The 26,335-nt window shown below is 70.3% G+C and carries 25 protein-coding genes and 1 pseudogene; 5 read left to right on the top strand and 21 right to left on the bottom strand.

Annotated features, from left to right (window positions below; all coding sequences use genetic code 11):
• Nucleotides 1–51 precede the first annotated feature (51 nt).
• Entirely contained in the window at nucleotides 52–1,812 is a 1,761-nt protein-coding gene (gene leuA / locus ACFWDI_RS29310) for a 2-isopropylmalate synthase (protein ID WP_385308466.1), read from the bottom strand.
• A 325-nt stretch (nucleotides 1,813–2,137) separates the two neighbouring features.
• Between leuA and ACFWDI_RS29305 the strand changes: the two genes are divergently transcribed.
• Nucleotides 2,138–3,205, top strand: coding sequence for a M4 family metallopeptidase (locus tag ACFWDI_RS29305; protein WP_385308464.1), 1,068 nt, complete (start codon nucleotides 2,138–2,140; stop codon nucleotides 3,203–3,205).
• 25 nt (nucleotides 3,206–3,230) lie between these two features.
• The gene (locus ACFWDI_RS29300) at nucleotides 3,231–3,497 is read left to right on the top strand and encodes a protealysin inhibitor emfourin (RefSeq protein WP_385308461.1); all 267 of its coding nucleotides are present in this window, start codon (nucleotides 3,231–3,233) and stop codon (nucleotides 3,495–3,497) included.
• Here the strand turns inward: ACFWDI_RS29300 and ACFWDI_RS29295 are convergent.
• From ACFWDI_RS29295 to ACFWDI_RS29260, 8 genes are all read right to left on the bottom strand, one after another.
• Nucleotides 3,481–4,140 (bottom strand): TetR/AcrR family transcriptional regulator, encoded by a 660-nt coding sequence (locus ACFWDI_RS29295; protein WP_385308459.1) that lies wholly within the window; start codon nucleotides 4,138–4,140, stop codon nucleotides 3,481–3,483. The genes ACFWDI_RS29300 and ACFWDI_RS29295 overlap by 17 nt on opposite strands.
• 74 nt (nucleotides 4,141–4,214) lie before the next feature.
• Complete coding sequence (gene era, locus ACFWDI_RS29290; RefSeq protein WP_362680851.1) at nucleotides 4,215–5,156, bottom strand: GTPase Era; 942 nt, start codon at nucleotides 5,154–5,156, stop codon at nucleotides 4,215–4,217.
• A 20-nt stretch (nucleotides 5,157–5,176) separates the two neighbouring features.
• Nucleotides 5,177–6,136, bottom strand: a complete 960-nt coding sequence (locus tag ACFWDI_RS29285) for a WxL protein peptidoglycan domain-containing protein (protein WP_385308456.1) — start codon at nucleotides 6,134–6,136, stop codon at nucleotides 5,177–5,179.
• 362 nt (nucleotides 6,137–6,498) lie between these two features.
• Nucleotides 6,499–7,854: a beta-xylosidase gene (locus tag ACFWDI_RS29280; RefSeq protein ID WP_385308453.1), complete on the bottom strand. Its 1,356-nt coding sequence runs from the start codon at nucleotides 7,852–7,854 to the stop codon at nucleotides 6,499–6,501.
• 286 nt (nucleotides 7,855–8,140) lie between these two features.
• Nucleotides 8,141–8,503, bottom strand: a complete 363-nt coding sequence (locus ACFWDI_RS29275) for a hypothetical protein (RefSeq protein ID WP_385308451.1) — start codon at nucleotides 8,501–8,503, stop codon at nucleotides 8,141–8,143.
• Nucleotides 8,504–8,541: 38 nt separating this feature from the next.
• Nucleotides 8,542–8,895, bottom strand: coding sequence for a cytidine deaminase (locus tag ACFWDI_RS29270; protein WP_385308449.1), 354 nt, complete (start codon nucleotides 8,893–8,895; stop codon nucleotides 8,542–8,544).
• 61 nt (nucleotides 8,896–8,956) lie between these two features.
• Complete coding sequence (locus ACFWDI_RS29265; protein ID WP_385308446.1) at nucleotides 8,957–9,691, bottom strand: hypothetical protein; 735 nt, start codon at nucleotides 9,689–9,691, stop codon at nucleotides 8,957–8,959.
• A gap of 92 nt (nucleotides 9,692–9,783) precedes the next feature.
• The gene (locus ACFWDI_RS29260; RefSeq protein ID WP_385308443.1) at nucleotides 9,784–10,665 is read right to left on the bottom strand and encodes a helix-turn-helix transcriptional regulator; all 882 of its coding nucleotides are present in this window, start codon (nucleotides 10,663–10,665) and stop codon (nucleotides 9,784–9,786) included.
• A 105-nt stretch (nucleotides 10,666–10,770) separates the two neighbouring features.
• On the opposite strand from ACFWDI_RS29260, the gene ACFWDI_RS29255 reads away from it, so the two are divergent.
• Nucleotides 10,771–12,186, top strand: coding sequence for an MFS transporter (locus tag ACFWDI_RS29255; protein WP_385308441.1), 1,416 nt, complete (start codon nucleotides 10,771–10,773; stop codon nucleotides 12,184–12,186).
• A gap of 55 nt (nucleotides 12,187–12,241) precedes the next feature.
• On the opposite strand, the gene ACFWDI_RS29250 is transcribed toward ACFWDI_RS29255, so the two are convergent.
• The 7 genes and pseudogenes from ACFWDI_RS29250 to ACFWDI_RS29220 all read right to left on the bottom strand — a co-directional run.
• A complete protein-coding gene (locus ACFWDI_RS29250; RefSeq protein WP_385308438.1) occupies nucleotides 12,242–12,595 on the bottom strand; it encodes an MmcQ/YjbR family DNA-binding protein in 354 nt (117 codons plus the stop codon).
• Nucleotides 12,592–13,890 (bottom strand): hemolysin family protein, encoded by a 1,299-nt coding sequence (locus ACFWDI_RS29245; protein ID WP_385308436.1) that lies wholly within the window; start codon nucleotides 13,888–13,890, stop codon nucleotides 12,592–12,594. The genes ACFWDI_RS29250 and ACFWDI_RS29245 overlap by 4 nt, the downstream gene beginning before the upstream one ends.
• Nucleotides 13,887–14,384 carry an rRNA maturation RNase YbeY gene (gene ybeY, locus ACFWDI_RS29240; protein WP_385308433.1) on the bottom strand — a complete coding sequence of 166 codons (498 nt, stop codon included), beginning with the start codon at nucleotides 14,382–14,384 and terminating at the stop codon, nucleotides 13,887–13,889. The genes ACFWDI_RS29245 and ybeY overlap by 4 nt, the downstream gene beginning before the upstream one ends.
• A 12-nt stretch (nucleotides 14,385–14,396) precedes the next feature.
• Nucleotides 14,397–15,425 carry a PhoH family protein gene (locus tag ACFWDI_RS29235; protein WP_327323531.1) on the bottom strand — a complete coding sequence of 343 codons (1,029 nt, stop codon included), beginning with the start codon at nucleotides 15,423–15,425 and terminating at the stop codon, nucleotides 14,397–14,399.
• A 175-nt stretch (nucleotides 15,426–15,600) separates the two neighbouring features.
• Nucleotides 15,601–16,710 (bottom strand): carbohydrate kinase family protein, encoded by a 1,110-nt coding sequence (locus ACFWDI_RS29230; protein ID WP_385308430.1) that lies wholly within the window; start codon nucleotides 16,708–16,710, stop codon nucleotides 15,601–15,603.
• A gap of 257 nt (nucleotides 16,711–16,967) precedes the next feature.
• Entirely contained in the window at nucleotides 16,968–18,272 is a 1,305-nt protein-coding gene (locus tag ACFWDI_RS29225) for a glucarate dehydratase family protein (RefSeq protein WP_385308428.1), read from the bottom strand.
• Nucleotides 18,269–18,430: pseudogene (locus tag ACFWDI_RS29220) on the bottom strand (5-dehydro-4-deoxyglucarate dehydratase); the annotation flags it as partial. The pseudogene ACFWDI_RS29220 and the gene ACFWDI_RS29225, both read right to left, overlap by 4 nt.
• Before the next feature lie 118 nt (nucleotides 18,431–18,548).
• On the opposite strand from ACFWDI_RS29220, the gene ACFWDI_RS29215 reads away from it, so the two are divergent.
• Nucleotides 18,549–19,361, top strand: a complete 813-nt coding sequence (locus ACFWDI_RS29215) for an IclR family transcriptional regulator (RefSeq protein WP_385308426.1) — start codon at nucleotides 18,549–18,551, stop codon at nucleotides 19,359–19,361.
• 105 nt (nucleotides 19,362–19,466) lie between these two features.
• On the opposite strand, the gene ACFWDI_RS29210 is transcribed toward ACFWDI_RS29215, so the two are convergent.
• From ACFWDI_RS29210 to ACFWDI_RS29190, 5 genes are all read right to left on the bottom strand, one after another.
• Nucleotides 19,467–20,474 (bottom strand): adenosine deaminase, encoded by a 1,008-nt coding sequence (locus ACFWDI_RS29210; RefSeq protein ID WP_385308424.1) that lies wholly within the window; start codon nucleotides 20,472–20,474, stop codon nucleotides 19,467–19,469.
• A 25-nt stretch (nucleotides 20,475–20,499) separates the two neighbouring features.
• Complete coding sequence (locus ACFWDI_RS29205; protein ID WP_385308421.1) at nucleotides 20,500–21,408, bottom strand: ribonuclease Z; 909 nt, start codon at nucleotides 21,406–21,408, stop codon at nucleotides 20,500–20,502.
• Between the two features lie 13 nt (nucleotides 21,409–21,421).
• Entirely contained in the window at nucleotides 21,422–21,781 is a 360-nt protein-coding gene (locus ACFWDI_RS29200) for a histidine triad nucleotide-binding protein (RefSeq protein ID WP_385308418.1), read from the bottom strand.
• A gap of 291 nt (nucleotides 21,782–22,072) precedes the next feature.
• Nucleotides 22,073–25,279, bottom strand: a complete 3,207-nt coding sequence (locus ACFWDI_RS29195; protein ID WP_385308415.1) for a S41 family peptidase — start codon at nucleotides 25,277–25,279, stop codon at nucleotides 22,073–22,075.
• 46 nt (nucleotides 25,280–25,325) lie between these two features.
• A complete protein-coding gene (locus ACFWDI_RS29190) occupies nucleotides 25,326–25,865 on the bottom strand; it encodes a hypothetical protein (RefSeq protein ID WP_385308413.1) in 540 nt (179 codons plus the stop codon).
• A gap of 74 nt (nucleotides 25,866–25,939) precedes the next feature.
• On the opposite strand from ACFWDI_RS29190, the gene ACFWDI_RS29185 reads away from it, so the two are divergent.
• On the top strand, nucleotides 25,940–26,335 hold the full coding sequence (locus ACFWDI_RS29185; protein ID WP_385308410.1) for a hypothetical protein: 396 nt from the start codon (nucleotides 25,940–25,942) through the stop codon (nucleotides 26,333–26,335).

The following is a 26,335-nucleotide window of genomic DNA, read 5'->3' as shown; positions in this document are numbered from 1 at the left end:
GGCTCCCGAGGGAGCGGCCGGGGGCGCGGTGAAGATGCCCGGTGAAGCGGACTAGCGGGCCGCGCGGTTGACGGCCGAGACGACCGCCTTCAGCGAAGCACGGGTGGTGTTGGCGTCGATGCCGATGCCCCACAGCACCTTGCCGTCGATCGCGCACTCGATGTAGGAGGCGGCCTGCGCGGACGCGCCCTCGCTCATCGTGTGCTCCTGGTAGTCCAGCAGCCGCGCGTCGACGCCCACCGCGTTCAGCGCCTCGAAGAACGCCGAGATCGGACCGTTGCCGGAGCCGGTCAGCACCGTCTCGGCGCCGTCCACGACCGCCTCGACGGTCAGCGTGTCGATGCCGTCCTTGTCGGTGGTGGTCTGGCCGGAACGCAGCTGGATACGTCCCCAAGCGTTGTCCGGGTTGGGCAGGTACTCGTCCTGGAAGACCGACCAGATCGCCTTCGGCGTGACCTCGCCGCCCTCGGTGTCCGTCTTCGCCTGGATGATCTTCGAGAACTCGATCTGCATCCGGCGCGGCAGGTCCAGCTTGTGGTCGTTCTTCAGGACGTATGCGATACCGCCCTTGCCGGACTGCGAGTTGACCCGGATGACCGCCTCGTAGGAGCGGCCGACATCCTTCGGGTCGATCGGCAGGTACGGGACGGCCCACTCGATCTCGTCGACGGTCCTGCCCTGGGCGGCCGCGTCGGCCTCCATGGCGTCGAAGCCCTTCTTGATGGCGTCCTGGTGGGAGCCGGAGAAGGCGGTGTAGACCAGATCGCCCGCGTAGGGGTGGCGCGGGTGGATCTCCATCTGGTTGCAGTACTCGCTCGTCCGACGGATCTCGTCGATCTGCGAGAAGTCGATCTGCGGGTCGACGCCCTGGCTGAACAGGTTCATACCCAGCGTCACCAGGTCGACATTGCCGGTGCGCTCGCCCTGGCCGAACAGGCAGCCCTCGATACGGTCCGCACCGGCCATGATCGCCAGCTCGGCGGCGGCGACGGCGGTACCGCGGTCGTTGTGCGGGTGCACGGACAGACACACGTACTCGCGGCGGGTCAGATTGCGTGACATCCACTCGAAGCGGTCGGCGTGCGTGGACGGGGTCGAGCGCTCCACCGTGGCAGGCAGGTTGAGGATGATCTCGCGGCCGGCCTCGGGCTGCCAGACGTCACAGACGGCCTCGCAGACCTCCAGCGCGAAGTCCAGCTCGGTGTCGGTGAAGATCTCCGGACTGTACTGGTAGCCGAAGATCGTCTCCGGGCCCAGGATCTTCTCGGCGTACTCCATCACCAGCCGCGTACCGTCCACGGCGATCTGCTTGATGTCGTCCTTCGAGCCGCGGAAGACGACCCGGCGGAAGGTGGGCGCCGTCGCGTTGTACAGGTGCACCGTGGCGCGGTGGGCTCCGACGACGGACTCGACGGTGCGCTCGATCAGGTCCTCGCGCGCCTGGGTCAGGACGGAGATCGTCACGTCCTCGGGGATCGCGCCCTCTTCGATGATGGAGCGTACGAAGTTGAAGTCGGTCTCGCCGGAGGACGGGAAGCCGACCTCGATCTCCTTGTAGCCCATGCGTACCAGCAGGTCGAACATCTCGCGCTTGCGGGCGGGCGACATCGGGTCGATCAGGGCCTGGTTGCCGTCGCGCAGATCGGTGGACAGCCAGCGGGGCGCGGCGGTGATCCGGTTGTTCGGCCAGGTGCGGTCGGGGATGTCCACGGCCTCGTACTTGCCGTACTTGTGGATCGGCATCCCGGACGGCTTCTGCGTGTGGGTCGCGGTGGTGACGGGCGTGGGGCGACCGACGGAAGTGTCAGACATTGCGTAGGGCTCCTCGGGGTCCAGCAAGTAGGACGGCCGACTGAGTCGAAGCAGCACCAGATCCCGCGGGGAGGGGGTCGGCCTACGACTACAGGCCCTCGCCGCGGCAGCTAAGAAGAAGCAGCCCGAAACGCATGATGGGAAGCAGCCTAACCGAGCATCGCGGGGGACGGAGGTGCCGTATCAGTATGCGGGACACTATTCCGGTTACGGCCAAACAGTGCCGTATCACACTGAGGCAGCCCCCAAACCCCGTATCACTCCATTTCACTAATCATGGTGGCAACTAGTGACAGCACGATGACGCAGTGCCACAGTCCCCCGCATGGACGCCAACGCCCGCCGGGTCAACCCGGTCTTCTGCACCATCGTGCCGCCCCATGTCCTCGACAAAATGGCCCGCGCCGAGGACCCCACGATCGCCGAGCCCGCCGCCCGCACCCTTGAGCACGACGCCCTCCAGCGCACCCGCCGCCGGATCACCACCGTCCGCGGTCTCGCTCCGAGCACGGCCGGAGCCGTGTCGGACAAGCCCCATCGCACGATCTACGACGCCAAGCACGAAGAGATCGTGCCGGGCAAGAAGGTGCACTCCGAGAACGACAAGCCCGCCAGGGACGCCACGGTGAACCGAGCCCACGCGGGCCTCGGTGCCACGTTCGACCTGTATCTCAAGGCGTACGGCCGCCACTCCATCGACGGCTCCGGCCTGCCGCTGAACGCGACCGTCCACTACGGCGAGAACTACGACAACGCCTTCTGGGACGGCGAGCGGATGGTCTTCGGCGACGGGGACAACGATCTGTTCCTGGACTTCACGCTGCCCGTGGACGTGATCGGACACGAGCTCACCCACGGTGTCACGCAGTACACGGCGAATCTGGAGTACTTCAGCCAGTCCGGCGCGCTGAACGAGTCCATGTCGGACGTCTTCGGCTCGCTCATCAAGCAGTACGCCCTCGGCCAGAGCGCCGACCAGGCCGACTGGCTGATCGGCGCGGGCCTGCTGGGCCCCAATGTCACGGGCGTCGCGCTGCGCTCGATGAAGGAGCCGGGCACGGCGTACGACGACGACGTCCTCGGCAAGGACCCGCAGCCGGCGACGATGGAGGACTACGTCAAAACCGGTCGCGACAACGGCGGCGTGCACATCAACTCGGGGATCCCGAACCACGCCTTCTACCTGGTCGCCACCGCGCTGAGCGGCAATGCGTGGGAGCGGGCGGGCCAGATCTGGTACGACGTCCTGACCGGCGGCGAACTCTCCACGACCGCGCAGTTCACCGAGTTCGCCCGCCTCACGGTGGCCGCGGCCCGCTCGCGCTTCGGCGACGGTGAGGAGCAGGAGGCGCTGCTGAAGGCGTGGTCCCAGGTCGGGGTGGGTACCAACTGAGCCGTTCGCGTACTAGACAGGACCCATGCATATCCAGGTAAGGCGCACAGGTGGCTTCGCCGGTATCGAACGGTTCGCGGAGGTGGACACCTCGGGGCGGACCGATGCGGGCACCTGGCATGCCCTGGCCGAGCAGGCGATGGCCGGCGGCCGGAGCACGCCGCCGGACGGAGTGCCGGACGGGTTCAGCTACCGGATCACGGTGGACGGGCGCAGCGTCTACTGCGCGGATCCCCGGCTGTCCGACGCGCAGCGGCAGCTGATCTCGCTGGTCCTCAAGGAAGGTTCGTAACCGGGGCGGAGGCGGGCGCGGCGGACGTGGAGGCGGGCGCGGATGCCGAGGCCGCCTCCACACTGTCGCCCTGGCCGATCGCGAAGCCCCGGACGAGAGCCAGCAGGGTCTCGTCCGGGGTGCGCCGGCCAGTGAAGTAGCCCGCCCGCTCCAACTGGGCGAGGCCGTGCATCTGGCACCACAGCTGCCAGGCGCGCAGTGAGACGTCGCCGTCCCGGAAGCGGCCCGCGGCGGTGCAGCGGCGGATGACACCGTGCGGGACGCGGAGCATGGAGGTGCCCATCTCCCGGTCCTCGTCGGCGAGTTCGAAGCCGGCCAGCTGGGATCCACCGAACATGACGGCGTACACATTCGGTTCGGCGCGGGCGAACTCCTGGTAGACGCGGCAGATGGCATACAGATCGGCGACCGGGTCGTCGGTGGGCCGCACGAGGTCGGTACGCGCCATGAAGCGCTCGAACCCCTCGCGTATCACCTCGCGGACGAGTGCCGGCATCGAGCCGAAGTGGGTGTAGACCGCCATGGTCGAAGCGCCGACCGCCCTCACCAGGCGACGGGCACTGAGGGCAGCGGGTCCCTCGTCGGCGAGGACGCGGGCGGCCTCGTCGAGAAGCCGACGGCGAACGGAATCCTGGGGCGGCACAGCAGCAGCGTAACGCCGTTATGGACATAACGGGTGTCATGCGAAGCCGGCGCCCCAGGACAGTGACCCGACGGTCAGAAACCCAGCTTCCGCAGCTGCTTCGGGTCCCGCTGCCAGTCCTTCGCCACCTTCACATGCAGGTCCAGGAAGACAGGGGTCCCCAGGAGCGCCTCGATGTGCTTGCGCGACTTCGTGCCGACCTCCTTCAGGCGCTTGCCCTTCGGGCCGATGATGATGCCCTTCTGGCTCGGGCGCTCGATGTAGAGGTTCGCGTGGATGTCCAGCAGCGGCTTGTCCGCCGGGCGGTCCTCGCGCGGCAGCATCTCCTCCACCACCACCGCGATCGAGTGCGGCAGCTCGTCCCGTACACCCTCCAGCGCGGCCTCGCGGATCAGTTCCGCGACCATGACCTGCTCGGGCTCGTCCGTGAGGTCGCCCTCCGGGTAGAGCATCGGGCCCTCCGGGAGCAGCGGGATCAGCAGGTCGGCCACCAGCTGGACCTGCTTGCCGCCGACCGCCGAGACCGGGACGATCTCCGCCCACTCCATGCCCAGCTCCTTGCCGAGCTGGTCGATCGCGATCAGCTGCTCGGCGAGCGTCTTGGAGTCGACCAGGTCGGTCTTGGTGACGATCGCGACCTTCGGGGTCTTCTTGATGCCCGCGAGCTCCTTGGCGATGAAGCGGTCGCCGGGGCCGAGCTTCTGGTCGGCGGGCAGGCAGAAGCCGATCACGTCGACCTCGGCCCAGGTGGTACGTACGACGTCGTTGAGACGCTCGCCGAGCAGCGTGCGCGGCTTGTGCAGGCCCGGGGTGTCGACCAGGATCAGCTGGGCCTCGGGGCGGTGCACGATGCCGCGGACGGTGTGCCTGGTCGTCTGCGGCCGGTTGGAGGTGATCGCCACCTTCTGGCCTACCAGAGCGTTCGTGAGGGTGGACTTGCCCGCGTTGGGGCGGCCGACGAAGCAGGCGAAGCCGGCCCGGTGGGGGGCGTTGTTCTCTTGGGTACGAGCGCTCATGGCGCCCATTGTCCCTGATGTCACGAGCCCTCGGGTACGCGCGCCCTCACCCGCCGTACTCTGGCCCACACCCCGGCCGCCGACAGGCCCGCCGCCAGCACCACCGCGACCAGCCAGGGCAGCGCGAAGAAGGAGGTTCCGGCCGACTCGCGGACGTCCCGTGCGGTGGCTGTGAGTCTGACCTCGCCCCATTCGAGCTGGGGTGCTCCCGCCCAGCGTTCGGTGAGGCGGATCTTCTGGCGGGGCAGCAGCTCGGCGGGGATCTTCTTCAGATCGCGGTTGAGGAGATCGCGGCCGAAGAGGCCCTCCGCCTTGAGGGCGACCTTGGGGTTGAGCGTGACATTGCCGCGGTTGTAGAGGGTGTACGAGATGAGCGCACTGCTCTCGCCGGTGCCGGGCACCAGGGGCTGCTCGTGGGTGAGCGTGACGTTCTCGACGGAGAGCGCGGGGACGGTGGGACCGTTCACGCGCAGATAGATGCGCGCGCCGACCGCCTGCTGGATGCCGACGGCGAGCGAGCCCGTCGAGGAGTTGAGGCGCTCGTCGAGGGCAACCATGGCGCCGGGGTGGTCACCGGGTTCGGCGTCCTCGGGGAGGTTCACGGTGTACGGCACGGTGACCGAACTGTTCGCCGGGACGGTGACACGGTCGCGCTCGGGCTTGGCCCAGGCGCCGATGCCGCGCTGCTTCTCCTTCTGGGTGCGTACGGCGAAGCCGCCGTCCCGTTCGGTGTTGTACGCGTCGGCGGCATACAGCCGGAACGTCAGTGGGGCGGCGGTCTTGTTGGTGACCGTGACCTCGTCGGTGAGGGTCGTGCCGGGGTCGGCCGAGAGATAGAAGTACGGGCGCCGGCCCAGTTCGGAGGAGGTGGGGTAGACGGACCAGTTGCCGTTGTCGGCGGCGTGGGCGGCCGGGATCCCGTACCCGCCGTACAGCAGCGCGACCAGGACGGGCAGCAGGATGACGTACAGCTTGCGCATGTGCGGAGCCCCCCAGGGACGTAGCGGTGCCGGGGAAGTTCGAGCGGGCCGACCGGGTGCGCGCCCGGCCCGTCCGTTTTCTTTTTGAGGCTCGGTTCGCCTCCGGGGCGCCTTCAGCGTGTGTCGACGGTCGATCGTGCTCGATCCCTCGTTCCTCGGGACCTCCGCGCGTTCTCCCTTTCGACGCCCGCGCGCCCCTTCGGCTCACTCGCCGGGACCACTGAAGTGAGCGTGAGGGTCAGCACTGCCGAGTACGCGCCGTATGTCGCAGTCGATCGTGCTCGATCCCCCGTTCCTCGGGACCTCCGCGCGTTCTCCCTTTCGACGCCCGCGCGCCCCTTCGGCTCACTCGCCGGCACCACTTAGGTGAGCGTGAGGGTCAGCACTGCGGAGTACGCGCCGGGGGCGGTGTACGCCGGTACGTCCAGTGAGACCTTCGCGTCCACGGTGAACTCGCCTCCGGTGAGCGCCCCGTTGGGCGTGGAGGCGAGGGTCGCGCCCGCGCTGCCGACCGGTCCCGCGGAGCCGGCCGCACAGGTGCTGGGACTGCCCTGCTTGGTGGTGCAGGCCGGCGTCCAGCCGAGTCTGCCGGCGTCGATCTTCCCGCCGGGCCCGGTGAAGTCGGTGACCTTGCCGGTCAGGGACCACCCCGCGGGGCCGCCGCGGAAGTCCTTGACCGTCACCTTCTTCAGATCACCGGCGGCTGCCCCGCCCTTGCCGAAGTCGACCGCCGACATCTCGACGGTGTCACCGGCCTGGGACATGGACAAAGTGCCTGCGGCGACCGAGGTGTTGAGCTTCTGGCTGTTGCCGGGCAGAGGCGTGTCGTCGACGACGGTGTACGCCGCCGGGCCCGCGCCCTTCTCCGCCGACCAGGCACTGCCTTCGTACGCGACGATGCCCGTGGTCGCCTTGTCGTTGGCCTTGAGCCGCGCGGTGAAGCCGCCTGTGGCGTCGGCCTTGAGGGTCATTCTGTCGGCTGTCTCGGCCGCTCCGGCCCGTCCGACGACGGTGATGTCGGCGAGCGGAGTGAACTTGGCGCCGGTGACGGTGACCTGGTCACCGGGTTTGCCGGAGGCAGTGGCGAGCTGGATCGTGCGCTCGTTGGCCCCCGGAACGTCCGTCGCGACGACCGTCTGGGAGACGGGCGCGGGCGGATTGGTGACCGTACACGGGGTGTCCAGCTCCATGATGTAGCTGGTGTGGATGTTGTAGTCGCCGGGCGAGAGGGTGATCGAGCCGGGCGCGGTGACCTTGAAGGTGCCGGTCATCGAGAACGGCGGGAACGCTCCCTTGCCGGGGACGGGCGGGTTCTTCTTGGGGCCGGTGACCGTGACGCTGCCGGCCTGGGCGCCGCCGAGGGCGACCTTGCCGCTGGGCGTCATGATGTCGGCCGGAAGGGCGAGGTCGACCGGGTTGCTGGCGGCCGGCTTGGTGACCGTGTACGTGACCGTGACGGTGTCGCCCACCTTGGGGGCGGCGTTGTCGACGGTGATCTCGGCGGTCGTGGTGCCGTCGATGGGCGGGATACCGGCGATGGGCGGCGGTACGCAGTGGGTCGCGAAGTCCACCGGTGCGGAAACGGCGGCCATCGCGTTCGCGGGCGCGGCGAGCGATGCCGCGCCCGCGACCAGGGCGAGGGACCCCAGTGCGGCGGTCCACCGTCGCCTGCGGCCAATGGATCTTCGGATGGCGGATCTTCGGGTGGCTGTAGCCATGATTGCCCCCTTCTGAGGAATGCTGGGGGCCATTGACAGGGGACGGCCGAAAGAAGTCAATGGAATCGAAATGCGCTGTCTGATGACCCATCAGATACTGTCAAGATCCGCGTTTGCGCAGGCCGGAAGGGGAATCGGCGCCACCGGAAAAGGTGACGCCGATTTCTGTTACACCGGTGCTGTCATACCGTCCGGCTTCCCCGTCCGGCTTCCCCGTCCGGCTTCCCGTCCGGTACTCCCGTCCGGGAAGCTCCGGGGAATGCGGCCCGTGAGCGGCCCGACGGCTTCAGACCGCCCTGGTGGCCCGACGCCTACGGAACCGGTCGGCGAGAATCGCGGCTACGACAGCCACATACAGCAGGCCGAGTACTCCGGTCGCCAGATCCAGCCAGTCGGCCCCGCGGCCGAGCGCCAGATCCTCTGCCGCGGCTCCGCCCAGCCACACCGCCGCCAGCAGCACGCTCGCGACCGCCTGCGCGATCCGCGCCGCGCGCTCGCGTCCGTAGCCCTTCAGCAGCTCGCCCGCGGCGAAGCCGACCACCACGAAGGGCCAGACGTCCATCGCGTCCACACCACCCGTCGTGGCCGCCTCGACGAGGCTGCCGGCCCCGACGGTGCCGGCACCCGCCAGGGCGACCCAGCCGAACACCCGCCGAGGCCGTGCTCCCTTTGGAGCACCTCGGCGCATCAGCCCGCCGCCACCGCGGACTTGAGCGCTCCGTCGGGGCCGGCGAGCAGCACCGGGGTGTCCGGACCGCCCAGGTCACGTACCGCGGCGCGGTCCGCGTCGGAGGCGGCGTCCGCCTCGGAGACGACGGCCGCGGCCTCGAGGGACTTCGCGCCGCTGGCGACGGCCATGGCGACGGCGGTCTGCAGCGCGCTGAGCTTCAGCGACTCCAGCGCCACGGTCCCCGCGACATACGTACGCCCGGTGTCGTCCCGTACGGCAGCACCCTCGGGCACACCGTTGCGGGCCCGGGCGCTGCGCGCCAGCGTGATGATCTTGCGGTCCTCGGGGTCGAGGTCGGTGCTCTGCGTCATATCGCGAGCATAGATCGGCCGCCCGGCACGGAGCCGGGCGGCCGGTCGGAGTGGCAGGGGCTCAGCCCCGGACGCCCTTGACGAACTTGTCGCCGACCCGCTTGACCAGATCCGCGAAGTCCTTCTGCGCCGTGGGGCCGCCCTCGTTCATGTACGCGACGCGGGTGGCACCGGTGCCCTGGTGCGCGACCAGCAGATCGGCCTTGATCACGATGCCGGGCGCGAACTCAATGGACATCTCGAAGGCGTGCGATGCCTCGCCGACCTTCGGAAGGTCGAGCTTCTCGATCTTGACGGCGGTCTTCTCGCCCTCCATCTCGAAGGAGACGGTGGAACAGCTGCCCAGCGCCGTGCCGATGGCCTTGGTGAAGTCGGCGGCGCCCGCGCCGGCGAACGTGAGGACCTGCTGGCTCAGCTCGGTCTTGCCGTCGGCCTGCTTGAAGTCGACGTCTCCGCCCTTGGTGGCGCCCTTGACCTTGGCGCCCATCATGTCGGCGAGCGGCTGACACTCGGGCTTGTCGGCCTTCGGGGCCGGGGTGTTGTCGGCGGCGACCTTGCCGGCCTTCCAGCCGGCGGGAAGGTCCTTGACCTCAAGGGTCGCGGCCTTCATCTGCGCGGCGGTCAGCGGCGTGAGCGCCGGCGCCTCCCCGCCCTCGCCCTTCGCCTTGTCCTTGGACTGCTCCTGGCCGGCGGCCGGCTTCTTCTCGTCGGACGAACCGCCGCAGGCCGCCGCGGCGAAGCACAGCACGGAAACGGTGAGAGCGGCGGCAACGCCGCGGCGCATACGTGTACGCATGAAAGTGGTACTCCCCTGAATCTGGCTCAAAAGTGCTCATGGGGAGCTTCCCCCCTCCCCGGTAACGGGCAGAGGATACACATACGCCGAGGTCAGCCCGCCACCGGATACATCGAGCCGCGCCGGCCCTCCGGGCTCGCCAGCCACTCCAGCTTCGCGGCCGTATCCGCTTCCGGCAGCGGCGTATGCATCACGATCGCCAGATCCGGCCGGGCCGGCACCCGCAGCTGGGTCGACTCCACGAACAGCGCCCCGACCAGGGGGTGTTCCATCTCCTTGCGGACCTGCCCGCCGGGCGCGATATCGCGCCGCTCCCACAGCTCGGTGAAATCCTCACTGGCCGCCTTCGCCTCCTCGACCACCGACTGGAAGCCCTCGTCGTCGGGACGCTCGGAGCAGGCAGCCCGGAACTGCGCGACGACATTGGGCGCGTTCTGCTCCCAACTCTTGGCACGCGAGCGGTAGATGGGGTCGGTGAAGAAGGCGATCAGACAGTTCTGAACGAGCTCGGGGCGCATGCCGAGGACCATCCCCGCCGCGTCGTTGTAGAGGACCGTGTTCCAGTACGCGTCCATGATGTGCGCGGGGAAGGGCATCCACGCGTCGATCAGCCGCCGCAGCCCGGCGCACATGTCGGCGTCGCCCGGATCCACCTCGGGCGCGGGCGGGTTGAGCCCGGCCAGTACGTACAGATGGCGGCGCTCGACGCTGCTCAGCCGCAGCACCCGGCCCACCGAGTCGAGGACCTGCGGCGAGACGGTGATGTCCCGCCCCTGCTCCAGCCACTGGTACCAGGAGACACCGACGCCCGCGAGGACCGCGACCTCCTCACGGCGAAGTCCGGGCGTACGACGGCGGGCCCCACCGTCCGGCAGGCCCGCCTCGGCCGGACTGACCCTGGCGCGCCTGCTCATCAGGAACTCGCGCAGCTCGCCGAGGCGGTGCGCCTTCATCCCATCCTGCTCGGCCGTCATGGCCACGTACTCCCCCTGGTCCGTCCGCCTGGCTGCCTGGTGGTGCGACCAACAGGATAAGTTCCCGCTCCCCACGGATAGTCCTGTAGCCCGAGGCTGTTGCTCATGGCAATCGACACCTCCGCCCCCACCCTCGCGGCGACCGCGCCGCCGAAGCTCTCCGGCCGCGCCAAGCTGATCCTGCTCGTCCTGTGCGCCGCCCAGTTCATGGTCGCGCTCGACTTCTCCGTACTGAATGTGGCGCTGCCCGTCCTCGGCAAGGACCTGGGCATGAGCCAGTCCGCGCTGCAGTGGGCGGTCACCGCCTTCGCGTTGCCCTCCGGCGGCTTCCTGCTGCTCTTCGGCCGGACCGCCGATCTGTACGGGCGGCGCAAGTTGTTCCTCAGCGGTCTCGCCGTCTTCGGCGCCGCCTCACTGCTCGCGACCTTCGCCTGGGACCCGGCGTCCTTCCTGGCCGGCCGGGCCCTGCAGGGTCTGGGCGCGGCCGCCATCGTGCCGACCGGAATGTCGCTGCTCACCACCACCTTCCCGGAAGGCCCGCAGCGCGACCGGGCGCTGGGCATCAGCGGCACACTGCTGTCCCTGGGCTTCACCATCGGCATGGTGCTGGGCGGCGTACTGACGGACACTCTGGGCTGGCGCTCCACGATGGGCCTGCTGGCCGTGGCCGCGCTGCTCGTCCTCCTGCTGGCGCCCGGTCTGCTGGCCGAGTCCCGGCACCCGGAGCGGCCGCGTCTTGACGTGCCCGGCGCGGTCACCGTCACCGGCGGGCTGCTCGCCGTGATCTACGCCCTGTCCACGGCGGCCGAGCGAGGCTTCGGCGGGGTCGACGTCCTGGTGACGCTGATCGCCGGAGTCGCGCTGCTGGTCGCCTTCGTGGTGGTCGAGTCCCGGTCCCCCGCCCCGCTGGTCTCGCTGCCGATGCTGCGGCGGCGGACGGTGGCCTGGGGGAATCTGGGCGGTCTGGTCACCTTCTCGATGATGAGCACGGTCGTCTTCGTCCTCACCCTCTACCTCCAGGAGGTGCTGGAGCTCTCCGCCTTCCGGACCGGTCTGGTCTTCGGCGTCCAGGGCGTGCTGTCGGCCTTCGCCGGTGCGTACGCCCCCAAGCTCATCGGCCGCATCGGCGCCCGTCGCACGCTGGTCGTCTCGCTGCTCGGCCAGGGCGTGTTCGTCGCCGCGCTGCTCGGCATCGGCACCGGATCGGGCGCTCTGCTGGCGACCGTCGCCGTCTCGCTGGCCAGCGTCTGCCATCTGGGCGCGATCATCTCGTACGGACTGACGGTGACGTCCGGGGTGCCGGACGAGGAGCAGGGCCTGGCGACGGGGCTGGTCACCACGACGCAGCAGGTGGGGATCACCATCGGCATCCCGCTGCTGGGTGTGCTGGCAACGACGCAGGGCTCGCTGTTCGACGGGGTCCGTACGGTGCTGGCGGTGGACGCGGCGGTTGTCGTGGGAGCGGCGGTCCTGGTGGGGCTGGGCCTGCGGAAGCGGAATATCAGCCCCTCCGGCGATTGAGCAGCGGGGTCCGGGGCGGAGCCCCAGAGCCCCAGCTCAGGAAAGGCCGCCCAGGTCAAGCGCGGTCCAGGCGGAGGCGGTTCGCCTTGGGGAGGCCCGCCACCACCAGGTCGTACGAGTCCTCGATCAGCTCCCGGACCATCCGGTCCGGGAGCTCGCCGACCGTCACCGTGTTCCAGTGGCGCTTGTTCATGTGATAGCCGGGGACGATCGCCGCATGGTCGGTACGCAGCTGGACCGCGATCTCCGGCTCGCACTTGAGGTTCACCCTCAGCGGCCGGGCGTCCAGCGCGCTGAGCGCGAAGAGTTTGCCGAGAACCTTGAACACCGAGGTCTCGGGCCCGAACGGGAACTCCTCCACCGCAGCGTTGAATTCGAGGCAGAACGCCCTCAACTCCTGTGCCTTCATGCCGCCGCATCCCCCTCGGGCTTCCCCGGCACCGGCTCCGCCAGCACGGTGACGATTCTGTTCCGGCGGCCGGCCGGGGACTCCGCGGTCAGCCGCAGCGCACGCCCGTCCGGCAGGTCGACCACCGCGAACGCGCCCGCGATCGGCACCCGTCCCAGGGCCTTCGCCAGCAGTCCGCCGACGGTCTCCACATCCTCGTCGTCGAACTCGTCGAGCCCGTACAGCTCGCCGAGATCGTCGATGTCGAGGCGGGCGGTGACCCGGAAGCGGCCCTGGCCCAACTCCTCGACCTGCGGCACCTCTCGGTCGTACTCGTCGGTGATCTCGCCGACGATCTCCTCGAGGATGTCCTCGATCGTGACGATGCCGGCCGTGCCGCCGTACTCGTCGATGACGACAGCAACGTGGTTGCGCTTCTGCTGCATCTCGCGCAGCAGGTCTCCGGCGTTCTTGGTGTCGGGCACGAACACGGCGGGCCGCATCGCCGTGGAGACCAGATCGGCCTCGGAGTCGCGGTTGATGTGCGTCTTGCGGACCAGGTCCTTCAGATACACGATGCCCACGATGTCGTCCTCGTTCTCCCCGGTGACGGGGACGCGCGAGAAGCCGGAGCGCAGCGCCAGGGTCAGCGCCTGCCGGATCGTTTTGTACCGCTCGATGCAGACCAGGTCGGTCCTGGGGACCATCACTTCGCGTACGAGGGTGTCGCCGAGCTCGAAGACGGAGTGCACCATACGGCGCTCGTCGTCCTCGATCAGCGACTCCTGCTCGGCGAGGTCGACCATCGCCCGAAGCTCAGCCTCGCTCGCGAACGGGCCCTTGCGGAAGCCCTTTCCGGGCGTGAACGCGTTGCCGAGCAGGATCAGCAGTTGCGGGATCGGGCCCATGATGCGGGCGAGCGGAAGCAGGACGTACGCGGCCGCGGTGGCGGTGTTCAGCGGGTGCTGGCGGCCGATGGTGCGCGGCGAGACGCCCACCGCGACATACGAGACGAGCACCATCACTCCGATGGCGACGACCAGCGCCGTCCAGGTCTCCTTGAACTCCTCCAGGCAGACATAGGTGACGAGCACCCCGGCCGCCATCTCGCAGGACACCCGCACCAGCAGGGCGACATTGAGATACCGGGTCGGGTCGGCGCTGACCTGCGCCAGTTTCTCGGCGCCGCGCCGTCCGGAACGTACGGCTTCGGCCGCACGGAAACTGGAGACGCGGGCCAGGCCCGCCTCCGCGCACGCCGCCAGCCAGGCGACGACGACCAGCAGAATCGCGCCGAAGATCAGTTGACCGGTCATGAGACGGTCGGCGCCGGGGACGGACCGGTGTGGCCCTTCTCCGCCCGCCAGCCGTCGATGATCGCGGCCTGCAGACCGAACATCTCCGCCTTCTCGTCCGGCTCCTCGTGGTCGTAGCCCAGCAGATGCAGCACTCCATGGACGGTCAGGAGCTGGAGCTCCTCGTCCATGGAGTGCTGTGTCGGGGCCTCTTCGCCCTGCGTCTTGGCGACTTCGGGACAGAGCACGATGTCACCGAGGAGCCCCTGTGGGGGCTCCTCGTCGTCCTTGACCGGCGGACGCAGCTCGTCCATCGGGAAGGACATGACATCGGTCGGACCGGTCAGGTCCATCCACTGGATGTGCAACTGCTCCATGGCGTCGGCGTCCACGACGATCACCGAGAGTTCGGAGAGCGGGTGGATGCGCATCCGCGCGAGCGCGTAGCGGGCGACATCGAGGATCGCCTGCTCGTCGACCTCGGTTCCGGATTCGTTGTTGACGTCGATCGACATGGTGCGCTGTTACTACTTCCCGTTCGGGTGCCCGTTTTGGCCGTCGTACTTCTCGTACGCGTCGACGATACGGCCGACGAGCTTGTGCCGTACGACATCCTGGCTCGTGAGCCGGGAGAAGTGCACGTCCTCGACGCCCTCCAGAATGTGCTGGACCTGGCGCAGTCCGCTCTTCGTGCCGTTCGGCAGGTCGACCTGGGTGACGTCACCGGTGATGACGATCTTCGAGTCGAAGCCGAGCCGGGTCAGGAACATCTTCATCTGCTCGGCGCTGGTGTTCTGCGCCTCGTCGAGGATGATGAACGCGTCGTTGAGCGTCCGGCCGCGCATATACGCCAGCGGCGCGACCTCGATCGTGCCCGCCGCCATCAGCCGTGGGATCGAGTCGGGGTCGAGCATGTCGTGCAGCGCGTCGTACAGCGGCCGCAGATACGGGTCGATCTTCTCGTAGAGCGTGCCGGGCAGGAAGCCGAGGCGCTCGCCGGCCTCCACCGCGGGACGGGTCAGGATGATGCGGTTGACCTGCTTGGACTGCAGGGCCTGGACCGCCTTGGCCATGGCGAGATACGTCTTGCCGGTACCGGCGGGGCCGATGCCGAACACGATCGTGTGCTTGTCGATCGCGTCGACGTACCGCTTCTGGTTGAGGGTCTTGGGGCGGATGGTCCGGCCGCGGCTGGAGAGGATGTTCTGGGTGAGCACCTCGGCCGGGGTCTCGACCGCGCCGTTGCCGCTTTCGCCTGCTCTGAGCATGGCGATCGAGCGTTCCACTGCGTCCTCCGTCATCGGCTGCCCGGTGCGGAGCACCAGCATCATCTCGTCGAACAGGCGCTGGATCAGAGCGACTTCCGCCGCGTCGCCGATCGCGCTCACCTGATTGCCCCGGACATGGATGTCGGCCGCCGGGAAGGCCTTCTCGATCACGCGCAGCAGGGCGTCACCCGAACCCAGGACCGTCACCATCGGATGCTTGGCGGGGACGGTGAAGTGGGCTCGCGCCTGCCCCGGCGCAGGGGTCTGGGCTGTAGGTGTCTGAGTCATGGGCCGGCTCTGTGGCCTGCACATACCTCCCGTTGCAGGGTTCTCGCTGCTCGACAACCTCTGGGACACCAAGCGTACGACTTGGCACTGACAAGGCCGAGGGCTTTTCCGGGGGCGTTACGGAGGGGCGGCTTCAGGCGGGGGCCGCGGGCGGAGGGGCCGCAGGCGGGGGGCTTCAGGCGGAGCGGCCGAAGCCGATCGTCGGTACGGCTCGGCGCAGCGGCCACGGCCGGGTCGGCGCGGGCAGCAGCGTCTCCAGGAACGCGTACCGGCGCAGGGCCGTCGGGTCCTGGTCGTCACAGCCCTGGACGTACTGCCACCACGCGGCGATCTCGGACCAGCCCGGCGCGGAGAGCGAGCCGCCGAACTCCTGCACCGACAGGGCGGCGGTCAGCCCGGCGAAGGCGAGGCGGTCGGCGAGCGGCCAGCCCGCGAGCGTGCCGGTGACGAAACCGGCCACGAACACATCACCGGCACCGGTCGGGTCGAGCGCCTCCACCTCGATGGCGGGGACCTGGGCGCTCTCGCCGGTCCCGCCGTCGACGGCGTACGCGCCCTCCGCGCCGAGAGTGACGACGGCCAGCGGAACCCGCTCGGCCAGGGCGTGGGCGGCGGCGCGGGGGCAGTCGGTGCGGGTGTAGCGCATCGCCTCTTCGGCATTGGGCAGGAAGGCCTCGCAGTGCTCCAGGTCGGCGAGGTCGTCCGGGTCCCAGCGGCCGCTCTCGTCCCAGCCGACGTCGGCGAAGACGCGGGTGCCCTTGCGGGCGGCCTGGGCGATCCACTCGTCGCGACCGGGCGTGAGAGAGGCGATGGCGGCCCTGGCGGGCGGCGGGCAGTCCGGCGCGGGCTCGGGCGACGGGGCCTCGTGCCCGTGGGAGACCATCGTGCGCTCGCCCTCGTACGCCATGGAGACGGTGACGGGCGAGTGCCAGCCGGGCACGGTGCGGGAGAGCGCGAGGTCGATGCCCTCGCCCTGCGCGAGGGCGTCCCAGCAGTACTCGCCGTAGTGGTCGTCCCCGAACGCGGCGGCGAGGGAGGTACGCAGCCCGAGCCGGGCCAGGGCGGTGGCCATATTGGCGACACCACCGGGGCTGGAGCCCATGCCACGGGCCCAGGACTCGGTACCGCGGACGGGGGCGGAGTCGAGGCCGGTGAAGATGATGTCGAGGAAGACACTGCCGGTGAGATAGACGTCGCAGTCCGGATCGGCTGGTCTCCGGAGCGCGGCGAGCGGGTCCAGGCAGGTGGCAGCGTGGTGTGGATACTCTCCGTGTCCAATGGTCACCGTGCCGCTCCCGGTACGTGGTGCAGATCAGGCCAGTCTGCCTGATGGGGGGCGGGGGGTCGCGGGTGCGGGCCGGGGCGTAGGAAGTTTCCCCGCCCCGCCCCTTCCCGATTCTGTCCTCAATCGCCGGACGGGCTGATGTGTGGCAATCACGGGACGGGCTGCGTGTGCGGCAACCGCCGGACGGGCTGCGTATCCACCAACCGCCGGACGGGCGGCGGCGTGCACAGCAACCGCCGGGCGGGCGGCGTGTGCGGCTACCAGCGGGGGACGGGTGGCGCGACCCGGCCGGGCTCGGCGATCCGCATCGCCGCGGCGTCGTCGCGTTCGCGCATCGTGCCGTCGTCGTCGAGCCAGCGCCGGTGCAGGAGCGCCAGCCGCTCGCGGTCGAGTTCGACACCGAGGCCCGGCAGGTCGCAGACGGCGAGGCGGCCGTCCTTGAACTCGAGGCGCTCGGTGATGACGTCCTCGGTCTGCCACGGGTAGTGGCTGTCGCAGGCGTAGTCCAGGTTGGGGACGACCGCGGCGACATGCGTCATCGCGGCGAGGCTTATACCGAGGTGGGTGTTGGAGTGCATGGACAGGCCGACCCCGTACGTCCGGCAGATCGCGGCCAGTTCACGGGTGTTGCGGAGCCCGCCCCAGTAGTGGTGGTCGCAGAGGACGACCTGAACGGCGCCGCGCGCGAAGGCCTCGGGGATCTCGGCGAAGGTCGTCACGCACATGTTCGTCGCGAGCGGAACATCGGTGCCGGCCGCGACCTCGGCCATCCGGGCCGTCGTGCTCGCCGGGTCCTCCAGGTACTCCAGTACGTCAGCGAGCTCCTCGGCGACCTTCAGCGATGTCTCCACGGACCAGGCGCCGTTGGGGTCGAGCCGCAGCGGCCGGCCGGGGAACGCCTCCGCCAGCGCGCGGACCGCCGCGATCTCCTCCTCGGGCGTGAAGACGCCGCCCTTGAGCTTGAAGGAGGCGAAGCCGTACTCGCGGGCGAAGCGCCGGGCCTGCGCGACGACGCCCGCCGGGTCCACGGCCGCGCCCCAGTCGTCGGACTTCCCGGCGCCGCCGGGGTGTTCGGCCCAGCGGTAGAAGAGGTACGCGCTGTAGTCGACGGCGTCGCGCACCTTGCCGCCGAGCAGCGCGTGCACGGGCAGGCCGAGGGCCTTCCCGAGCGCGTCGAGGCAGGCGACCTCGAAGCCGGAGACGATGGAGAGCCGCAGCTTCTCGGCGGTCTGCGCACCGCGAAGGCCGCCGACGTCGACGGCGTCCGCGCCGGTGGCCTCGGGCGAGTCGCCGCAGACCTGCGCCGCGAGCTGATGCAGCCCGTTCAGATCGCTGACCTGGCAGCCGGGCAGTACCTCCGCCAACGGCGTTGCCAGGTCGAGGTACTTGGTGTCGCCGTAGGTCTCGCCGACGCCGGTGATACCTCCTGCCGTGACCACCTCGACGATCAGCCGCGGGGTGTACGGCTGGTGCACGCCCTGTGTGTTGAGCAGCGGCGGGTCGGCGACGAGGATCGGGGTGAGCCGCACCTCGGTGATCGTCAGGTCGTTGCGTGCGTTCACGCGGTGGCTCCTACCAGGTCGAGTCCGGCTGCCGGCAGTGCTTCGAGGTCCGCGAGGTCGTCGGGACCGGGTTCGGTGAGGGGTGCGCGTACCGGCCCCACGGGCCTTCCGCGCAGCCGGGCCGCCGCCTTGACCGGCGACACGGCGTAACCGGGCACGTCCGCGGCCTGCCCCATGCTGTCTCCCCATGTAGATGACGTACACGAATGAGAACGGAGAATAGATACGCGAACAGGGGGCGTCAATGGGCCCAGGTGCCCGGATGACGATCGGCGCATGTCGGAGACGGATTCGCAGACGGACTCGGAGCCGGAATCGGAGCCGGCGCCGACGCCGCAAACCGGCGGCGTGCGCGAGGTGAAGTCGGCGGGCCGCACCGTCGAGCTGCTCGAAGTACTGGCGGAGCGCGGCAACCGCCCCGCCCGGCTCCGGCTCGCGGAGGAACTGGGCGTACCTCGCAGCAGCATGTACGCACTGCTGCAGACGCTCATCGACCGCGGCTGGGTCCGCACGGACGCCACCGGCTCGCTCTACGCCATCGGCATCCGGGCGCTGCTCACCGGCACCAGCTATCTGGACAGCGATCCGCTGGTACGCGCCGCCCACCCGTATCTCCACGAGGCCTCGGACGCGCTCGGCGAGACGATTCATCTGGCCCGGCTGGACGGCGCGGACGTCGTCCATCTCGCGACCCGCGAGTCACATGAGTATGTGCGCACCTTCAGCCGGGTGGGCCGCCGGCTGCCCGCGCACGCGGGCGCGCTGGGCAAGGCGCTGCCGGCCGAGCGGCCGGACGAGCTGTTTCCCGAGGGCGGGTTGGAGCAGCTCACGCCCAACACCCATACCGACCGGGCCGTCCTCGCCGCCGACCTCGCCGCGATCCGCGAGCGCGGCTACGCCGTCGACCGCGAGGAGGGCGTGACCGGTATCGCGGGCTTCGGCTTCGCGCTGCGCCACGAAGCGCCCGCGACGGACGCGATCAGCTGCTCGGTGCCGGTGGCACGGCTCACCGAGGAGCACGAGCGGCAGATCGTGGCGGTGATGAGGGAGGTCCGCGCGAAGATCGAGGCGACGGCGAGCCGGCGCTGAATCGCCGGAGGGGCTGAACATTCAGCCCCTCCGGCGATTGAGGACACCCTCGAAGGGTGCGATCGGCGGCCCGGAGGCGCAGCCCCAGCGGCCCGATCCCGCCCGCTAGTCGGGGCGTCCGACCTCGAAGTCGTACGCCTCGACCTCGGCGATCAGCCGCGCCCGCCGCTCCTCGTCGTCGTCCAGGAAGGACGCCAGGAACGAATTGCGGGCCAGCTCACGCAGCTGCTCCTCAGTGAGCCCCAGTGCCTCGTGCACCGCGTGGAAGGTGTCGCCGATGTAGCCGCCGAAGTACGCGGGGTCGTCGGAGTTGACCGTGCACAGCAGCCCCGCGTCCATCATCCGCCCCAGCGGGTGCTCCTCGAGGACGTCGACGGCCCGCAGCCGTACGTTCGACAGCGGGCAGAGCGTCAGCGGAACCCGCTCCCGTACCAGCCGCTCGACCAGTTCCGGATCCTCCATGCAGCGCAGCCCGTGGTCGATGCGCTCGACGCCCAGCACGTCCAGGGCCTCCCGGATGTACGCCGGCGGGCCCTCCTCGCCCGCATGTGCCACCTTGCGCAGCCCGAGCGCGTCCGCCGCCTCGTACACCTCGCGGAACTTCGACGGCGGATGCCCGGCCTCCGCCGAGTCCAGGCCCACCCCCGCGATCCGGTGCAGATAGGGCTTCGCGGCGTCGAGCGTCGCCATCGCCAACTCGGCGGACTCGTCCCGCAGGAAGCACATGATCAGCCGGGTGGAGACACCGTGCCGCTCCTCGCTGCGGTCGAGCGCGCGGGCCAGCCCGTCGATCACCGTGCCGATCGGGACACCGCGGGCGGTGTGCGCCTGCGGGTCGAAGAAGATCTCCGCGTGGCGCACGCCCTGCCCGGCGGCCCGCGCCAGATACGCGTCGGCGAGTTCGGCGAAGTCGTCCTCGGTGTGCAGGACGGACATCAGCCCGTAGTACAGATCGAGGAAGGACTGCAGGTCCTGGAAGAGGTAGGCGCGGCGCAGCTCTTCAGTGTCCTTGTACGGCAGTACGACGCTGTTGCGCGCGGCGAGCGCGAAGGCGAGCTCGGGCTCGAGGGTGCCTTCGATGTGCAGGTGCAGTTCGGCTTTGGGGAGGGGCATTGCCCCATCTTAGGCCGTTTCGCGCTCAGGTCCTTTTGGGAACGGGGATCCGCCACAGGTCCTGGGCGACGGTCAGCTCACCCTCGTAACCGGCGGCTCTGGCCTGCCGCTCGAACTCGTACGGGTCGCTGTAGCGCTGCGAGAAATGCGTCAGCACGAGATGCCGCACGCCCGCGTCGCGCGCCACGCGGGCCGCCTGGCCGGCGGTCAGGTGGCCGTGGTCCGACGCCAGTTGCTCGTCCTCGTCGAGGAAGGTGGACTCGATGACGAGCATGTCGCAGCCCTCGGCCAGCGCGTACACGCCGTCGCAGAGCCTGGTGTCCATGACGAAGGCGAAGCGCTGGCCCCTGCGCACCTCGCTCACGTCGTCGAGGGTGACACCGTCGAGCACGCCCTCGCGCTGCAGTCGGCCGACACCCGGACCCCGGATGCCGTGCGCGGCCAGTTTCTCAGGCAGCATCCGGCGGCCGTCGGGCTCGGTGATCCGGTAGCCGTACGACTCGACGGGGTGCGAGAGCCTGTGGGCGTCGAGGGTGTACGCATCGGTCGTGGCCAGTACGGCACTGTCGCCGCCCACCGGCTTCTGGTCCAGCGCCACCGTCTCGCGGTAGGCCGTGGCGTACCGCAGCCGTTCGAAGAAGCGCTGTCCGCTCGCCGGGTAGTGCGCGGTGACCGGGTGCGGGACCCGGTCGAGGTTGATCCGCTGGATCACGCCGGCGAGCCCGAGCGAGTGGTCGCCGTGGAAGTGCGTGACGCAGATCCGGTTGATGTCGTGCGCGGCGACACCGGCGCGCAGCATCTGGCGCTGGGTGCCCTCGCCGGGGTCGAAGAGGATGCCCTCGCCGTCCCAGCGCAGCAGATAGCCGTTGTGGTTGCGGTGCCGGGTGGGGACCTGGCTGGCGGTGCCGAGCACCACCAATTCACGTACGGACAAGTCGGTGTTCCCGCTACCCGGGAGGCCACTCGAGGCCGCGGCCGCCCAGCAGATGCGCGTGCGCGTGGAAGACGGTCTGGCCTGCGCCCGCGCCGGTGTTGAAGACGATGCGGTATCCGGCGACGTCGACCTTCTCCTCACCGGCGACCTCGCCGGCCTCCCGCAGCACATCGGCGGCGAGCTGCGGCTCCGCGGCGGCCAGGGTGGCGGCGTCGCGATAGTGCGCCTTGGGGATGACCAGGATGTGCGTCGGGGCCTGGGGGTTGATGTCGCGGAAGGCGACGATGGTCTCCGTCTCCCGTACGACGGTGGCCGGCACCTCCCCCGCGACAATCTTGCAGAACAGGCAGTCAGCCTGCGGTTCTCCCGCCATGACCGGGTCCTCCTCGCGTGTGGTCGGTACCGACGGCATCGTATAGCCCGCGTCCGGACAGGCCCGCCGCGGCGGGGGTCAAGTGTGCCGAGCCCCTTTGCCCGTCCGCCACGACAGCCGGCGGTCACGACGGCCGGCGGTCACCACAGCCGGCGGTCACCACAGCCGGCGCCCACGACTGCGCGAACCGACAGGCGGTCACGCACGGGAGCGACCGCCGGCGGATCCGGCCGGCGCTCCGCGGCGCCAACCGGCCGTCACGCATTGTGCGGCAGGCCTCGCCGGCTCTGCCTACGGCAGGCTCGGCGCCGACTTCGCCGGGTTCTCCGACAGGACCGCCAGCGCCATCCGGACCGCCTCGTCCAGCTGCGGGTCGCGGCCCGCCGCGTGGTCCTGTGGCGTCATGACGACCTCCACGTCCGGGTCCACGCCGTGGTTCTCCACACCCCACTCGTAACCCTCCAGCCAGAAGGCGTACTTCGGCTGCGTGACCAGTGTGCCGTCGACCAGGGAGTACCGGCTGTCGATGCCGACCACACCTCCCCAGGTCCGCGTGCCCACCACGGGGCCGATGCCCAGCGCCTTGATCGCCGCGTTGACGATGTCGCCGTCCGAGCCCGAGAACTCGTTCGCCACGGCCACCACCGGGCCGCGCGGCGCGTCCTGCGGATAGCTCTGCGGCTGCATCCCGCGCGGCAGGTCCCAGCCCACGATACGCCGCGCCAGCTTCTCCACCACGAGCTGCGACGTGTGGCCGCCGCGGTTCTCCCGGACGTCCACCACCAGGCCCTCCTTCGCGACCTCGACCCGCAGATCGCGGTGGATCTGGGCCCAGCCCGGCGCCTGCATGTCCGGCACGTGGAGATAGCCCAGTCGGCCCCCGGACCGCTCGTGGACGTAACTACGCCGGTCGGCGACCCAGGCGTGGTACCGCAGCGGCTCCTCGTCCGCGAGCGGGACGACCACCGCGTGCCGCGGATCGCCGCCGCCCGCCGGGGAGATGGTGAGCTCGACGGCCTTGCCCGCCGCTCCGACCAGCAGCGGCCCCGGCCCGGTGACCTCGTCCACCGGTCTTCCGTCCACCGCGAGAATCGCGTCCCCGGCGCGCACCGCGACGCCGGGCGCGGCGAGCGGTGAGTGGGCCTGCGGGTCGGAGGTCTCGGACGGCAGGATGCGGTCGACGCGCCAAGTACCGTCCGCGGAACGGGAGATGTCGGCGCCCAGCAGCCCCTGCCGCGCCGCGGCGCTGCCGTAGCCGCCCCGGGGCGTGACATACGCGTGCGAGGTGCCCAGTTCGCCCTGCACCTCCCAGAGCAGGTCCATCAGGTCGTCGTGCGTGGCCAGCCGGGAGAGGACCGGACGGTACCGCTCCAGTACGCCGTCCCAGTCGACGCCGCCGAGATCCGCGCGCCAGAAGTTGTCGCGCATCAGCCGCCCGGCCTCGTCGTACATCTGCCGCCACTCCGCGGCCGGGTCGACACTGCTGCGTACGCGGGCGAGATCGACGGTGATGTTGGTGTCGCTGTCCTCGTCGCGCGAGGGCCTGCGGTCACTCGGTACGACCTTCAGCTTGCCGTCCGCGTACAGCAGCACCCGCTTGCCGTCACCGCTGACGTCGAAGCTTGTGGCGTCCGGGACGAGTTCCTCGATGCGCTGCTGGACCAGGTCGTACCGCTCCAGCGCGGTCTTCGGCCCCGGGTCGTCGGGCGTGGCCCGGGTCGCGCCCAGGACACCGCGCATCGGATGGCTCAGCCACAGCAGTCCGTCCTTGGCGGCGCGCAGCGTGGAGTAGCGGCCCGCCTCGACGGGGAACGGCACTATCCGGTCGGCGAGTCCGTCGAGATCGATACGGGTGACGGGGGCGCCGCTCTCCTCACCGTCCCGCTGGTCCCTGCCGCGGTCGTCCTTGTCCGCTTCGAAGGCCCGGCCGTGGCGCTGCGGCCCGAACGGCGACGGGGTCGTGGCGGCCAGCGTGATCAGATGCGGGCGGCAGCCGCCGACGAAGGCCAGATCGAAGACATGCGTGTCGTAGACCGGGTCGAAGGCGCGCTCGGAGAGGAACGCCAGATGCTTGCCGTCGAGCGTGAACGCGGGCTGGAAGTCGCGGAAGCGCAGCGGGGTCGCCTCGGAGACGGACAGATCCGCGGTGTTGGCGAGCTTGAGCTGGCGCAGCGGGGACGGTCCCGGATGTGACCAGGCGAGCCAGCCCGAGTCGGGCGAGAAGACCAGGCCGGTGGCGTGGCCGTGCTCGCTGTGGTCGACCTCGCGGACCTCGCCGCTCTCCCGCTCGACGAGCAGTACCCGGCCGTCGTGCGAGGCGACCGCGGCTCGGCTGCCGTCGGGCGCGACGGCAAGACTGAGTACCCGGCCGAGCCGGCCCGCGCCCAGCCTGCGCGGTGTCGCCCCGGGCGCCGGGCCGACGGCCGGGGCGAACTCGAGGGCGTCGTCCCCCTCGGCGTCCGTCACCCAGACCACATGCTCCTCGCCGTCGGCCCGGAAGGTGCGCGGCAGCCTGGCCCGTACGCCGGGCTGCACGCCGAGCGCCCGCGCGGGACCTTCGCGGTGGGTGACCCAGTGGACGCCGCCACGGATCTCCACCGCGCTGCCGCGCCCGGTGTGGTCGGGGGCCGCGGTGCCGAGATGGCGGTCGGCCTTGACGGGGCGCGGCCGCAGATCGGTGCGCTGGCCGCCGAGGCGGATGTCGAGCCGGCGGGGCCCGTCGCTCTCGAGGCCGTCGAGCAGCCACAGTTCACCGGCGGCGGCGTACACGACCCGGGTGCCGTCGGTGGAGGCATGGCGGGCGTAGAAACCGTCGATCCCGGTGTGGCGGCGCAGCTCCGAACCGTCCGGCAGCGACGAATAGACAGCTCCGACACCTTCGTGGTCGGAGAGGAAGGCAACCCGCTCCCCCACCCACAGCGGATACTCGACATTTCCGTCGAGGTCCTCGTGGAGGCGTACGAACTCGCCCTCGCCCGGCCGGTCGATCCACAACTTGCCCGCGGTGCCGCCCCGGTAGCGCTTCCAGGCGGCGGCCTCCCGCCCCATGGTGGCCGAGAGCAGCAGCGTGTGCCGACCGAACGCCACATCACCGACCGGTCCGTATGGCAGGACGGTGGCGGGCCCGCCGTCGAGCGGCACGGCCCGCGCCCAGCTGCGGCGCAGCGAGGCCTGGCCGTACGTACTGATCGCGAGGATCTCGCCGTCCGGCGTCCAGCCGCGTACGGACGTCTTCCCGCTGCCCCAGTGCGTCAGCCGGTCCGAAGGACCGCCGTCGACGGGCGCGAGATGCACTTCGGGCGCGCCGTCACGGCGTGAGGACCAGGCGATGTGCGCGCCGTCGGGCGAGATCCTCGGATGGTCCACCGGTACGTTGTCGGCGCTGACGCGCCACGCCCGGCCGCCGTCGAGCGGCGCGACCCAGACGTCGTCCTCTGCGGTGAAGGCGATCAACTCGCCGTGGACATGCGGATACCGGAGGTAGGCAGGCTGCGTCACACCGTCACCCTAGGCAGGTGGCCGCCGCCCGGTCACGCCTTTCCGATCACTTGCCCTGGTCGGGTGTCGCGGTCACGGTGACCGTGACGGTGACGGTGGGCCGCGGCGGGTCGCCAGGGCGGTGGGTGACGGACGGGGTGCGGGTGGGCGTGCGGGTCGGCGTGCCTGCGCAGTTGCCGAGGACGTCGGCCTGGAAGACGACCTTGCCATTGACCTTGGCGATGAGATCGCCGCGGACGCACCTCCCGGAACGCTCCTCCGTGACCTTGCCCTTGAGTGTGATGTCCTGGCCGATACCGGTCTTGCCCTGGCAGTCGACGGTGGCCACGCTCCGGGCGGAGGGCGACGCGGACGCTGTGCCGGCCGCCTTGGGGGCGCCCCCCAACGTCGCCGTACAGCTGAGCCACCGCACGTCGAAGCCCAGTCGCTCCAGCGTGCTGGTGCCCGTCCTGTCGGTGGTGACGGCGACGGCGACGGAGCTCAGCCCGCCCGTCGGTTCACAGGCCGCAACGCCCACAACTGCCGCACCGGCAGCGCCGATTGCGGCAAGAGTGCGCCGGTGTCGTACTCGTCTCAAGCACCGCATGGAGGGCAGGGTGTCACCGAGTGCCCGGAAGGAAAAGAGTGGTTGCGGCCACCTTTCCCCCGTACGGTCATGCAATGACCAGGAAGCTGATCCGGACGCGCCGGCTCGTCGTCGACGAGAACACCGTCTACATGTGGTCGGTCCGTCATAAGCACGCGCGCGCCGAAGGCCGTTGTACGGACTGCCGCACCACGCTCTCGCTGCGGCGCGAGGGGACGACGGCGCGCCTGGAGCTCGTCTTCCGGGCGAGCCCGGGCCGGATCATCGCCGAGGGCTACTGGGAATCGGGCTCGGTGGGCGACTCCGAGCGGAACTGGCTGAACCTCTACGAGCCGGGGTCCGCGCGGCGGCTTCTCGACGAGGCGACGGCGCGCGGGCTGCTGCCCACCGCGGCAGGCACGACCGAGGTCGACGGCTGGCCGCTGTTCGACGCGGTGGTGGCGGGCGACCCGGGCTCGGGCGTGTCCTAG

It is taken from the genome of Streptomyces sp. NPDC060064 (assembly GCF_042736455.1).
Taxonomy (GTDB): domain Bacteria; phylum Actinomycetota; class Actinomycetes; order Streptomycetales; family Streptomycetaceae; genus Streptomyces.
Note: the sequence above shows the minus strand (reverse complement) of the source record. Positions and strands in the feature narration are given on the sequence as shown.